Here is a 13,449-nt window from a genome sequence, read left to right on the forward strand (position 1 = left end):
TGTGCCGTCCCAGTCGGAGTGAATGTCACCGTTCTGCTTGATGAGAATGTCGTACAAAATAGCGTAGGTCACGCCGCTGTGTGCGTCCTGCTCTACAATGGTGCTATAAGGGAGGGTCTTGTGGTAGGTTACCTCCAGACCACGGTAGTCAAAATGAAAACCGCAGCGCATCCGGCACCCCTCCAGTCCGGTGTAGATGGAAATTTTTTTCAAATCCTGTAAAATCTGGTCGCCCGTCTCCTCGTAAAGGTTGTCAGGCGTCGTGGCGGTGTAGTCGAACCGGAATTGGACAGAACTTCCGGGGATATTACTGAACCGGTCCAGATAGGGGATCAGAGCCCACGCAGGATAATCCTGATAGAGGACGCAGTTAATCCGAAAGGGAACCCCCAGTCTGGTCAGCAGTTGATCATTGGACTCCACCACATACTGCTGCATATGGCGAGAGACATTGATGCAGGTGATCTTATCCCGATTTCGCCGGGTAAACGTCACAACGTCCTCTTCGGACTGATACTCGGACACAGGAAGCGTGGTATTGATGTAGACCTTGTGGGTGGAGGGAATCTTATCAAGCATTTTCTGGAGAGAATCCAGATTGGCAAGGGGCTCTCCCCCCGTAAACACATAGTCGCAGTAGGGTGTGACGGCATTCATCCGCTCAATGCTCTCGCAGATTTTCTCAACAGAAAACCCGGTCGGATTTGCATATTCGCCCTTGTTGATGCAAAAGGGACAGTGGTTGCGGCAGTCATATGGGACAAAAATCGTGATCGTTGCCCCGCCCTCCCGCGTTTTATAAGGATAGTTCATAGTGATAGGCCTTTCAGAGTAATGCACACGCTTGGGCGCCATGGCTTGCCTGCGGTTTTTAGAAAAGCGCCTCACATGCCTCCCACAGCTTCTGGGTTCCTGATAAGTTCAAGTCATGAGCCAACAGTTCGATTCTCTCCTGATGCATGGCCTTTTCTGTGGCGAACGAGTAGAACGGCGCGGTGAAATCAATGGTATCCATCGCGTTCCCGTAAGCCGCGCCTGCAAGAGCGGCTGCGTTATGAAGCTTTTCCAGCGCGACAGGGCAGCCGTTTTCGGCAGCCTTTAGATTCTTCAGCACCGCTCTGACTGCCTCTCGTAACAATCCCTGGGTATATTCGCAGCACCCGTCGCCTGCAAATGCCCGAATTGACTGTGAGAGCGTGGAAAGTCCGCAGGCCTTGATTTGCGCCGGAGACAAGCTTTCGGTAAAGCGGGCGTCCGTCACCGAAAGTTCCGGCAGCAGCGCAAAGCTGTTGATGACGCAGACATTTCCGGAATCATTTTTTAACACGCAAAACGGCGAATTCTGTGCTCCGCTTCCAAACGAAGTGGCCACCAGCACCTGTTTCGCTTTGACACCGGTGCGAATGCGAGCGGGAGATTCCGCCGCTGCCGCCAGATCCATTTCCGGATTTTCATACAAAAGCCAGAGGGCCTTGGCAGCGCTCATCGCCCCGCCGCCGCCAATGCCTACGATCACGTCCGGCTCAAACTCCGACAGCTTTGGCAGGCCACTGCGAAGATCAGCAAAGGATGGCACGGCGCCTATGGAGAAAAATTCAGCCGTGCGGATGCCCTGCTTTCGCAACTGCCGACCAATGGAAGAAACGATGCCATTACGATACAGTCTCGGATTTGATACCAGAAGCGCACGCTTCATATGGTAGACTTCGCTTAGTTCCCGCAAAGCCACATTTGCGGAACCAGTCTTAAAATAAACCTTTTTCGGGAGATTTAACATATTCATCGGATGTCCTCCAATTTACCAAGCGGTCAGGAAGCCGACGCCGGCAGGCGCCGGCTTCCTGAGAAATTGAGGCGGCAAAGAAATTGCTGGCGATCAAATAAATCCGCCGACTTTGTCCACACCGATCTCTGCGGAGAGGCCCATGGGATAAGCCGCATGCGTATCGAGGGGCAGCGTGACCGCCACTGCCAAAACATCTCCGAACTTCTCGATGAACTTCTCGTTTCCGTAGAAAGCTCTCAGGTAACAGGCCTTCAGCTCTTCAATTGTGGGATATACGGGGTTGCAGCCGGTGCACGCGTCGTGGAACGCCCACTCGGACATCTGGTCGACAGCCGCCAGGAAGTCCGCTTCCCACGCCTTGGCTTTCTTCTCGGGGTGGGCTTCCACCAGCCAGTCGCAGATTGTTTCGGGGATATCTACGTCCTTTTTCAACTGCTCGGCAGCCTTAATCCAGTTTTCAAACGTCTCCTCGTCTGTCGCGCCCTTGACGCCAATGAGCTCGCCCAACTGGACATAGCGCTCAAACGCCTGCGGATACTTATACTGGGAGAAGGTCCCCATATGATAGGGGTGCTTCTGCGCGTTGAACCGGCAGACATAGGGGAACAGCAGCGCGTTGGCGGTTCCGTGGGGGATGTGGAACCAACCGCCGATCTTGTGGGACAGGGAATGGTTGATGCCAAGGAATGCGTTGGCAAAACCAATACCGGCCAGACAGGAAGCGTCGGCCATTTTCTCGCGGGCAACGGGGTCGGCCTTCGCACCCTTAAATGCAGAACGATAGGCCCGGGGCAGATAATTGAATACCATTGTGGTGGCATCCCGGCAGAAGCCGTCGGTATACTCGGTGGCAAAGGTGGAGACGTAGGCTTCCACCGCATGGGTCAGCACGTCGTAGCCGGAGGCCTGCGTTGCTCTGGGGGGAAGGGCCATCATGTTTTCCGCATCAATGATGGCCATTTCGGGCATCATCTCATATCCAACCAGAGGCCACTTCATGCCGGTGTTGGCGTCGGAGATAATGGTGAAAGGCGTGCACTCGGAACCGGTACCGGCCGTGGTGGGGATACAGACCAGTTTGGCCTTCTCGCCCATTTGCGGGAAGAAGCGGACTCTCTTGCGGATATCCAGGAAGATGGTCGCCATATCCAAGAAAGCCTCTTCGGGATGCTCATACATGATCCACATAATTTTGGCGGTGTCGATTGCGGAGCCGCCGCCCACAGCGATGATGACATCAGGCTCAAACTCGTGCATCTTGGGCAGACCCTTCATGGCGTCCTGAATCTGCGGGTCCACCTGAATATCAAAGAACTCAGCAGTTTCAATCCCTAGATCATGCAGTTGGTTGAGGATGGCGTCACAGGCGCCCATCTGATAGAGGTTGGCGTCGGTAATGATAAAGGCGCGTTTAAAATCGTAAACGTGCTTCATTTCCCGCAGAGCCACGGGGGTGCAGCCGGTCTTATGATAGACCTTTTTGGGCAGCTGAAGCCACAGCATATTTTCTTTCCGGTTGGCAACGACCTTGACGTCCAGCAACTGTTCGAAGTTGGTGTTGCCCATGTATGCGGAGTGACCCACAGAACCCGGCCCCAACGTCAGGGACGGAGCAATATCGAAGTTGTACAGATCGCCGATGCCGCCGAAAGCCGTGGGCGTATTGATAAGAATGCGCCCGGCCTTCATCTTTTCGGCAAAGCGGTCAATCTTCTTTTCTTCCGTGGGGTCTATGTACAGCGCGGCAGAATGGCCTGCGCCACCCTCGTAAACCAGTTTTGCGCAGATATCGAACGCTTCATCCAGCGTGTCGGCCTTGAACATACCCAGCAAAGTGGTCAGCTTTTCGTTGGCCCAGGGGTTTTCATGGGAGGTGTCGTTTGTCTCGTAAATCAGGACCTTGGAATCATAAGGCACCTGAATTCCGGCCATCTCGGCAAGGCGAACGGCAGTCTGCCCGACGGCGGGAGGATTTACGCCGTGATTTTTGGGATTGTAGAAAACCTTGGCCACCTTGGCGGCCTCTTCATCGTTCAGGAAATAGCAGCGGGCATCTTTCAGCAGAGCCTTCACCTCGTCATAAACGCTGCTCAGCACCGTGATATGCTGCTCTGTGGCACAAATCATTCCATTATCGAATGTCTTGGAGTGAATAATAGACTCCACGGCCATGCGGAGGTCTGCCGTCTCGTCGATCACCACGTTGCAGTTGCCGGGGCCTACGCCGATGGCGGGCGTGCCGGAAGAATAGGCTGCATGTACCATGCCGGCGCCGCCGGTGGCCATAATCAGGTCAACCTTTTTCATCAATATATCAGAAATTTCCAGGGAGGGCGTCCCAATCCAACTGATTACATGCTCCGGAAGTCCCGCCTCGATTGCGGCATCCCGAATAATTTTGGCGGCGGCGATGGAACATTTCACAGCATGAGGGTGCGGAGAGAGGATAATAGCATTTCTGGTTTTCAGGGCAACCAGCATTTTAAAAATGGTGGTAGAGGTGGGGTTGGTGGTGGGCGTAACAGCGGCAATTACGCCTTTGGGAGAAGCCACCCGCTTAGTGCCAAAAGCACGATTTTCTTCAATAATGCCGCAGGTTTTCGCGTGACGCATATAATTCCACATATGCTCGGAAGCATATTGATTTTTTGTTACCTTGTCCACAACAATACCGTAGCCAGTTTCCTCGCAGGCCATTTTCGCAAGTGGAATCCGCATCTTGGACACCGCCATGGCGGCCTTTTCGCAAATCGTATCTACCTGCTCCTGTGTAAAGGTAGCATACTCCTCCCGAGAAGCGCGAATGATAGGAAGAGCCTGTTCGAATTCTTCTACCGAATTGATCAATAATGCGTTTGCCATAAATATGCCTCCCTTTTCAATTTGCAATTGGTGTTGCTGTGAATTTTGAAACTCGAATTACATCGTCCCCTTTCCTGTTCAACCCAAAAAGTGCGCAGTCGTGAAACCGACGATTTTAGCAGGATACCCTTTTTCATGACTTGTCACACGCTGGAATGACTGGTTTCCATTTCTTCTTCCATACCACAGCGCGTCACGGAAGACGCGGCTCCTCACGATCTCGGACTGCTGCTGTGGCAATCTCTGCTGCAAAATCTGTACGACCTGCCCAACAGGGCAACGGAAGTGAAAGCAATCTGCCGCGCGTCTTTTGGCTCAGCGGCTTGGACTCCGGCAATCCGGTTCCGGAGGGCTTCCCGATTTTTTATTCAAATTTTCAAGTCTCCGCTCTTGACAATATGGCTATAATATCCAAAAACCAAAAATAAATCTAACTCAAAATTTACATATTAATTCAAAATTTACTGCTAAAAAATAATTACTTCGTGGCAAAAAAATAATAGCCCCTTTAAATTCCCGGGCAAATGCATAGGTCGATTCGGTTTTAAAGTTAATTTTGGCTCAAAATCGCCCTTGGCAAGATTGCTAAAAACAGCGGCGCTTGTATGTTGTCGCGGACTTTGTTGCATGGGGGCATGAAAAAAATTTGATTTATTCAAAAGAGAGGGGTAGAATGGGAAAAATACCCATACAATCTCTGGGTTGCTGAAATAATTGCGGCAATACCGCATAACAGAATAAAAATTCTTACATCAACCTCTGAAAAGCAGGTGTCCTGGGGCAGGCGGCAATGATGGCGAAATCCACAAGCCTGCTCTTCTTCACCGGCAGTTCCTATGTCTGGAAGCGCTCTGCGACCTGTTTTTCTATAATCCGTAAGATTCATATGACAGGGACTGCGGCGTGAGGCTGATTTCGCTGGCGTTATATTGCAAAGAGTGGTGGAAGAGCCAGCGTTCTACTGTAAGATGAGTGCCATAAAAAAGGAGGGTTGCTGAAACCCCGGAGCCGCGGGCTGAAAACCGGCGAAAAAAGGCGCCGCAGAAGGAATGACCGAAAACCCGGTTCGGCGAAACTTTCCTGCGGCGCTCACAATTAAATATAGTTGAAAACTATCATGCACATCCCTTGCATAGACAAAAAATTCTAGATCGCTGTCGTTCTGGGTTGCTCCTGCGGCAACGCTTGCATTGAGAATTATTTTGTCAGGTTGAAGAAAGAACAACGCTGCCAGTTTCAGGAGAAGATATTGATTGTCCAAGTTCCCCGTAAATGCGTTCCTGTCGGTAGATAGCGGCCAGCCCCTTTCGGCTTTCTTTTGTTCCAATATGGTTGGGGGCTCTTCTTTTTAAAGAACGAGTAGTTTTCAGGCTTGCTATCCTGTAAACAATTGATAATTGTATGTTGTTTGAGTTTTACTCGTAGCTGCAATTACCCGTTAGGATAGGTGATAATTATGTTGTCGAATTTTAGAAGTGATCTGGAGTCGTTAAATGGTTTGGAATCGGATAGCATCAGGACTCTGTGCTACGAACTCCCTTCCGGTTATCAGGATTGCTATAGAACTTACGAATATACTAGATTATGCACAATCACACTAGGGGAAAAATGCATTACCGTCGACAATAAAACCTTAAAATATGATTCCAGCAAAATTCTCATCTTGCCATCTCAGGCAAAGATCGGCATGAAAATATATAAACCGACAAAAGCAATCGTCTATGAGCTTAATAACATAGTAATTGACCGCGTGAGTGAAGAAGTTTGCAATGACTACTCTTTAAATCTCTCTTTCTTTTTAGACCAAAAATTTTATCTGGGAAACAACAACTTTGATGAGCTGTTAGGCAGAATCAGAGCAGAGCTATGCAAAGACAACAGATCGGACTTTATCATTGATTTGTATACGCAGGAGCTTGTCTATCATTTAATTCAAAATGAAGCAATCAGACAATTATTGTTAGATAATGATAATGCCGTTAATAAAGCAATCAAATATATGAACAGCAACTATACAAAGCCGGTGTGTATTAAGGAAATCGCATATAATTTAGGCATGTCGGAATCAGGCCTATGCCAATACTTCAAAAAGATAACCGGAATGTCTCCGAATAAATATTTTACAAAAATAAAATTAGAAAAAGCAAAGGAGATGCTTCGGGATATTAGTGTTACCGACGTAGCCTTCAATTTAGGCTATCTGAATATTTCTTATTTTATTGCCATTTTTAAAAAAATGTATGGATTAACTCCCAAGCAATATAAAATGAAAATACATAATATAGAGACCATTGCTGAGTGAATGTGTACAATCTTGCCCCGGCGACTACGGCTGTTCAGGATCCTTCCGTTGCCAGATAATTTCATTCTCAGCGTCTGCAATCCAATTTGCGGACAATTTTGAACGACCACTCCGCGCAAGAGAAATTCAACCGACGAGGAAATAACGTGCATTACGAAGAATTCTGCAAACAGTTCAACATCTCACTCAACGAGCAGCAGGCACAGGCAGTGCAGCACACCGAAGGCGCGGTGTTGCTGCTTGCCGTACCCGGAAGCGGAAAAACAACCGCGCTGGTGGCGCGGCTGGGATATATGCTGTACTGCGTGGGCGTGGCTCCGGAGCGCATTCTCACAATGACCTATACTGTCTCGGCGGCCGGGGACATGAAATGCCGGTTTGCCGCTATGTTCGGCGATGAATACGCCGCAAGGCTTCAATTTCGCACAATAAACGGCGTGTGCGCCTCCATCATCAACGGTTATGTAAGAGATAAGGGCGCAGACGGCTTTGATCTGCTGGACGACAACAGGAAGCTGCTCACCGAGATCTATCGGAAGCTGCGCGCCGACTATCCCGCGGACGGCGAGGTGAAGGAGCTTCAAAAACAGATTACATACATTAAGAATATGTGCCTTACCCGTCAGGAAATAGACGCGCTTGATCTGAGCGGCGCGGATGTCGGACCCATATACAATAAATACATCGACGAAATGAAGCGCCGCCGCCTGATGGACTATGATGACCAACTGGTCTACGCCTACAACATCCTCAAGTCCCGTCCGGACATTCTAAACTCCTATCGGCGGAGATTCCCGTACCTTTGTGTGGATGAGGCGCAGGATACGTCCAAGATCCAGCATAGGATCATTCACCTGCTGGCTGGCAAAGACGGCAATCTCTTTATGGTGGGCGACGAAGACCAGAGCATTTACGGCTTCCGCGCGGCGTATCCGGACGCCCTGATGCGCTTTGAGGGAGAGTATTCAAACAGCACCGTCCTGCTTTTGGAGGAGAACTTCCGTTCCACGCCGGAGATTGTCTCGGCGGCGGACAGGTTTATCACCCGAAACACCATGCGGCACGAGAAACATATGCGCGCTTCCCGGCCTTCCGGTGCGCCCGTGCGCAAAGTGACACTCATAAGCCGGGCGGCACAATACAGCTACCTCGCAAAAATGGCACAGGGCGAACCCGAACGGGAGTTGGCCGTACTATACCGCAATAACGACAGCGCCGTGCCATTCATCGATTTTTTGGACAGGAACAACCTCAGCTATTGCATCCGCCAGACAGACGGTGTTTTTTTCACCAGCCGCACAGTCTCCGGCGTCCGGGACCTTATGACGCTGGCGCTCTCGCCGCTGGATGCAGAGGCTTTCATGCGCGTCTACTATAAGCTGAACCTGCCCATAAACCGAGGCGACGCGGAAAAGGCGGTGGAGCAGTGCCGCGCGGGGAAATGTGCGTCTCTCTTTGCTGCGCTGAGGCCCACCGGCAAAAACCCGAAGCGAATCGCGGAAAAACTCATTGAACTAAGAGCGCATTTCGCCGCCCTAAAGACGGACAGTGCAGCGGATGCGCTGCGGCGGATGCGTTACCAAATGGGATACGGAGCGTACCTCATGAGAAACGGCGGCGACGACGAGCGGCTCTATCTGCTCTCGCTGCTGGCATCCCGGGAGAAGAACATCGAAAGCTTCTTGAAGCGGCTAGATGCGCTTAAGAATATTTTTGAAGCTGGCGGCGACAGAAAGGGTCATCTGATCCTCAGCACGATCCACTCAAGCAAGGGCTTGGAATATGACCGCGTTGCGATCATCGACGCGGTTGACGGCATCCTACCCTCGGTGACGCTCAAGCCGGGACAGGCTTTGGATAAAGACGAGCAAACCGCCTTCGAGGAAGAACGGCGGCTGTTCTATGTGGCGGCGACCAGAGCAAAAAACGAACTGCTGCTCATGAGTTACGAAAAAACGCCGGAGTGTACGTTTATCCGCCAATTTTGCGAACCAATGAAGACCAAAGCAACAGGGCAACCTGGGAAGAAGATGGCGCTGGCTGCAAGTCCGGCGCCGGCAGTGGCTCAAAGAATCCAGTGGATGGCTAAAGACTACATCAAAGGTGCAAACGTGCTGCACAACGTATTCGGGCGTGGAATAATCGCGGAAAAAGGCGGGGATACAGTCACAATCCGCTTTACCGATGGAACGATAAAGCGCTTCATCCTGTCCGCCTGTCTGGAAAAAGGGCTGCTTGGGCTCCAGCGATAAATTGCGGAACAGATGGATTAAGCCGTGGCCTGAGTGTACCTTCTTTTCATTACGCGGTTTGTTTAAATGCCAAGAGAAATATGAACTGTCAACATGGGAGCAATTTCAGAAATATGTGGGGTCACATAAAAAAGCATCTGTCTGTTTTCATTTCATTTAAACGGACAATACGTTCCTATTTTGTTTAAGTCATGATGCTCAACTTAAGATTACGGCTAAGGGATTGGCATTTGGCTGTATAAAGCTGATTGTCACCCGCATGGGTAGATATCTCTGTGGGTGCAATACTAATGCATGGAGGTGGAGTATGTCTGAGATTTATTTTGCGGGCGGATGTTTTTGGGGACTGGAAAAGTATCTTGCCTCAATCCATGGAGTCAAGTCAACACAAGTGGGGTATGCCAACGGGAACAGAGAATCCCCCACCTATGAGGAAGTTTGCCATTCCAACACGGGACACGCAGAGACGGTAAAAGTAACCTATGATCCTGCCGTGCTTCCGCTGGAATTTCTTCTGGATTTATATTATGAAGCAATCGATCCGCTCTCGCACAATCGGCAGGGCGGTGATGTGGGTACGCAATACCGAACCGGCATCTATTATGTCAGCACAGAAGACGCTCCGGTGATTGAAACTTCCATCGCCAGACTGCAAAGCCGTTTCAGCGAGTCCATTGCGATCGAAGTGCTTCCCCTTCAAAATTTCAGCGCGGCGGAGGAATACCATCAAGAATACCTGAATAAGAATCCGGGTGGATATTGTCATATTGGGAAAGCACGATTTGAAAGGGCGGCAAACGCCATTGTAAATCCCGCCGCGTATTCAGCCCCGGACACGGCTGAGCTGCGCCAAAAGCTCACGCCCGAGCAGTATGCGGTGACACAGCACAATGCCACTGAGCCACCATTTGAAAACAAATTCTGCCAGACGTTTAAGCACGGCATTTATGTGGATATTACTACGGGTGAACCCCTGTTTTCATCAAGTGATAAATTTGAATCAGGCTGTGGTTGGCCAAGCTTTTCAAGACCGATTGATCCTCGTGTCATCCGCGAGAAAGAAGATTTTTCCCATGATATGGTACGAACCGAGATAAGAAGCCGGGTTGGAAACGCCCATTTAGGCCATGTGTTTTCTGACGGTCCGAAAGAATCAGGAGGTTTGCGCTATTGTATCAACAGCGCTTCGCTGCGATTTGTTCCCAAAGAGGACATGGAGCGCGAGGGATATGGCTTTTTGCTGGGCCTGATTGATTGAGAAAAAAGAGATTCTATATTGGTGCGGCAATTTTGGATTGCACCCATCAAGTACCACAAAACGTTTGGTAACGACAAGAGGCCGGCGGAGGCAATTGCGAGAATTCTTCTTGCTCAGCGGTATAGCTGTAAGGACTTTCCAAAGCAAGGAGCAGCTTATGCATTTTGGTTAAATCCCCCTCTTGGGCAGCATTCAGCGCCTCTTCAACCAAATGGTTTCGTGGAATCATCGCAGGGTTATGGCTTTTCATAAGCTCCCTGCTTTCATTTCTTGATTGTGGCTGGCGGCCAAGACGTTCTTGCCAACGTTCATGCCAATGCTGATACGCAGGTTGGGAGAACAAATTCTGACCATCGTTTTTACCCAATGTTAAGGATTTGAACGTCTCCGTATAGTCCGCTTGATATTGTTCCATAAGCTGCAAAAAATCGTTAATCAATACCGAGTCTTCTTCCCGGCTATACAAACCCAGCTTTGCCCGCATTCCCGCCAGCCAATCATGATGATACAGGCTCCAAAATGCTGAGACCTCTTCTTGTGCATGTCCTACCGCCTGATTCTCGTCACTGTGCAAAAGGGGCAGCAAGGTTTCAGCAAAGCGGGCCAAATTCCAAGCAGCCATCTTCGGTTGGTTTTCATAGGCGTAGCGACCGTGGATATCTATGGAACTGAAAACAGTGGCTGGGCAATAGACGTCCATAAAAGCGCAAGGGCCATAATCAATGGTTTCGCCGCTAATGGCCATATTATCTGTATTCATTACGCCGTGAATAAATCCAGCCAATTGCCATTTGCAAACCAGATGCGCCTGCCGTTTTACCACTTCTCTGAGCAACAGCAGATATTTGTTTTCGACTGCTGCAATGGCTGGGAAGTGACGTGTTATGGTGTAATCGGCCAGACTGCGAACATCATCTACCGTGCCAAATCGCGCAGCATATTCAAACGTTCCTACCCGAATATGACTTTTTGCAACCCGTGTTAAAATTGCTCCGGGCAGGTTTTTCTCGCGTCTCACAGCTTCTCCTGTTGTTACGACTGCTAAACTTCTGGTCGTTGGAATCCCCAATGCATACATGGCCTCACTAATGATATATTCCCGCAGCATAGGACCCAAGGCTGCGCGTCCGTCACCGCCTCGGGAGTACGGGGTTGGCCCGGACCCTTTTAGCTGAATATCAAATCGCTCCCCGGAATCTGTTATCTGTTCTCCAAGAAGGATCGCGCGTCCGTCACCCAACATGATAAAATATCCAAACTGATGTCCTGCATACGCCTGGGCTATCGGCTTAGATTTGCTGGGAATTTCGTTTCCGGCAAAGACGCCTAATTGCAGAGGTACGCCTAAAGAAGCGGCTAATGCCTGATTGAAAATGACAAGCTTTGGGTTACGCACAGCGGTTGGGGATTGCTTTGTATAGAAAATCTTGGGTAGATTGATATAACTGTTATGAAAGTTCCATTTTTGTTTATCCAATTTTCTCATCCTTCTTATCGAATCATGTTACAGTCAGCCTTAGTGTCGGCTGATTTCATCTTTTTATGTTCCAGATGAGAGGCTGATAATGTAGAATAGATAATAGGGTGCGGCCCTTCGCCTTTTTAGCATAATGTTTGTGGTAAAGCAAAAGACTCCCCCCTTTCGGAGAAACCCCTTTACCGCAAACACCACCGCACCTTAAAAAGTTCAAAGCGCTTTATTCGATAATAGCCGATAGGGCGGCTGTTATCCACATGGCCCCCACGAACTTGACAAGGCGGTTGCATCCTGCCTGTACATTTTAAAAATTCGGGTTTATTTTGACCGTTTTTTTCTGCGGCGCAGCCCATGCAGAAAAGCAAAAATCCCCGGAACCATTGAAATTTCAGTGGTTCCGGGGATTTATTTCTGGAGCGGCTGATGGGAGTCGAACCCACCTATGCAGCTTGGGAAGCTGCCGTTCTACCGATGAACTACAGCCGCGCATCGCTCCTACAAATTGCGCGTGAGGATAGTATAGCAGACCCGTTCCCATTTTGCAAGACGAAAAATGGCCAAGGGCGCATTTGTTTTTCTTATTTCTCATAGACTGGGACAGCAAGGGCATCACCGCGCAATTCACGGCTGTTGCCTTACATACGTATTTGCATGCAAATTTTTTTCAGGCTCTGCAAAATCGCCCGCAAATAAATTTCGTATTTGCCGCGCCGCTTGCTTTGTCCCGAACAAATTTGCCGACGCTTTTGCGTATTTAGGATGGTGCGGCATTGCCAAAAAGAAGGGGGAGCGTTATGAAAAAACTGCTGTTCGCGCTGGCGGCGGCACTGGTGTTGATTGTCCCGGCCAAGGCGCTGGAGGTATCCGCACCCTCCGCGCTGCTGATGGAAAAGGAGACGGGAACGGTTCTGTTCGCCAAAAACGAGCATGAAAAGCTGGAGCCCGCCAGCGTCACCAAGGTGATGACCCTGCTTTTGACCATGGAGGCCATCGAGAACGGAACCCTTCACTACGATGACATGGTCACTGCCTCGGCCCACGCCTGCTCCATGGGCGGCAGTCAAATCTGGCTGAAGGAAAATGAACAGCTAAGCGTTGACGACATGCTCAAGGCCGTGTGCGTCGTCTCTGCCAACGACTGCTCCGTGGCGCTGGCGGAGCATATTGCCGGCAGTGAGGACGCCTTTGTGGAGCGAATGAACCAGCGGGCCAAGGAGCTGGACATGAACGACACCCATTTCGTCAACCCCACCGGCCTTCCCGCCGAGGGACACGTCACCTCCTCTTACGACATTGCCCTGATGAGCCGGGAGCTGATTCTAAACCACCCGGACATTCGTAAGTACACCACCATCTGGATGGACACCCTGCGCAACGGGGCCTCGTCTCTGGTGAATACCAACAAGCTTATCCGTTTTTATGAGGGAGCCACCGGCCTGAAAACCGGCTCCACCGGCGCGGCCCAATACTGCCTCTCCGGCACGGCGGAGCGGGACGGCCAGATCGGAAGAG

9 protein-coding genes and 1 tRNA gene are annotated in these 13,449 nt (G+C 50.3%); 4 read left to right on the forward strand and 6 right to left on the reverse strand.

Annotated features, from left to right (window positions below):
- From B2W96_RS05480 to B2W96_RS05495, 4 genes are all read right to left on the reverse strand, one after another.
- Positions 1 to 813, reverse strand: an 813-nt coding sequence (locus B2W96_RS05480) for a 4Fe-4S cluster-binding domain-containing protein (RefSeq protein WP_293009281.1), incomplete at its 3' end; no start/stop codon positions are given.
- Between the two features lie 58 nt (positions 814 to 871).
- A complete protein-coding gene (locus B2W96_RS05485) occupies positions 872 to 1,783 on the reverse strand; it encodes an iron-containing alcohol dehydrogenase (RefSeq protein ID WP_293009282.1) in 912 nt (303 codons plus the stop codon).
- 93 nt (positions 1,784 to 1,876) lie between these two features.
- The gene (gene adhE, locus B2W96_RS05490; RefSeq protein ID WP_293009283.1) at positions 1,877 to 4,648 is read right to left on the reverse strand and encodes a bifunctional acetaldehyde-CoA/alcohol dehydrogenase; all 2,772 of its coding nucleotides are present in this window, start codon (positions 4,646 to 4,648) and stop codon (positions 1,877 to 1,879) included.
- A 958-nt stretch (positions 4,649 to 5,606) separates the two neighbouring features.
- Positions 5,607 to 5,975, reverse strand: coding sequence for a hypothetical protein (locus tag B2W96_RS05495; RefSeq protein ID WP_293009284.1), 369 nt, complete (start codon positions 5,973 to 5,975; stop codon positions 5,607 to 5,609).
- Between the two features lie 129 nt (positions 5,976 to 6,104).
- Between B2W96_RS05495 and B2W96_RS05500 the strand changes: the two genes are divergently transcribed.
- The 3 genes from B2W96_RS05500 to msrB all read left to right on the forward strand — a co-directional run bounded on the left by B2W96_RS05500 (position 6,105) and on the right by msrB (position 10,460).
- Positions 6,105 to 6,950 (forward strand): helix-turn-helix transcriptional regulator, encoded by an 846-nt coding sequence (locus B2W96_RS05500; protein ID WP_293009285.1) that lies wholly within the window; start codon positions 6,105 to 6,107, stop codon positions 6,948 to 6,950.
- 146 nt (positions 6,951 to 7,096) lie between these two features.
- Positions 7,097 to 9,202, forward strand: coding sequence for an ATP-dependent helicase (locus B2W96_RS05505; protein WP_293009286.1), 2,106 nt, complete (start codon positions 7,097 to 7,099; stop codon positions 9,200 to 9,202).
- Between the two features lie 307 nt (positions 9,203 to 9,509).
- On the forward strand, positions 9,510 to 10,460 hold the full coding sequence (gene msrB / locus B2W96_RS05510; RefSeq protein WP_293009287.1) for a peptide-methionine (R)-S-oxide reductase MsrB: 951 nt from the start codon (positions 9,510 to 9,512) through the stop codon (positions 10,458 to 10,460).
- A gap of 46 nt (positions 10,461 to 10,506) precedes the next feature.
- On the opposite strand, the gene B2W96_RS05515 is transcribed toward msrB, so the two are convergent.
- Together B2W96_RS05515 and B2W96_RS05520 are read right to left on the reverse strand one after the other, a co-directional pair.
- Positions 10,507 to 11,955, reverse strand: a complete 1,449-nt coding sequence (locus B2W96_RS05515) for a protein adenylyltransferase SelO (RefSeq protein ID WP_397354769.1) — start codon at positions 11,953 to 11,955, stop codon at positions 10,507 to 10,509.
- 394 nt (positions 11,956 to 12,349) lie between these two features.
- Positions 12,350 to 12,423 (reverse strand) — tRNA-Gly (locus B2W96_RS05520).
- Between the two features lie 308 nt (positions 12,424 to 12,731).
- Between B2W96_RS05520 and B2W96_RS05525 the strand changes: the two genes are divergently transcribed.
- The coding region (locus tag B2W96_RS05525) for a D-alanyl-D-alanine carboxypeptidase family protein (RefSeq protein ID WP_293009289.1) at positions 12,732 to 13,449 on the forward strand (718 nt) is incomplete at its 3' end.

Source organism: Oscillibacter sp. UBA6647, assembly GCA_002455655.1.
Lineage (GTDB): Bacteria > Bacillota > Clostridia > Oscillospirales > Oscillospiraceae > Oscillibacter.

Coding starts and splice junctions, on each gene's coding strand:
- msrB (WP_293009287.1), top strand. CDS start 9,510: ATGTCTGAGATTTATTTTGCGGGCGGATGTTTTTGGGGACTGGAAAAG.
- adhE (WP_293009283.1), bottom strand. CDS start 4,648: ATGGCAAACGCATTATTGATCAATTCGGTAGAAGAATTCGAACAGGCT.
- B2W96_RS05485 (WP_293009282.1), bottom strand. CDS start 1,783: ATGAATATGTTAAATCTCCCGAAAAAGGTTTATTTTAAGACTGGTTCC.
- B2W96_RS05500 (WP_293009285.1), top strand. CDS start 6,105: ATGTTGTCGAATTTTAGAAGTGATCTGGAGTCGTTAAATGGTTTGGAA.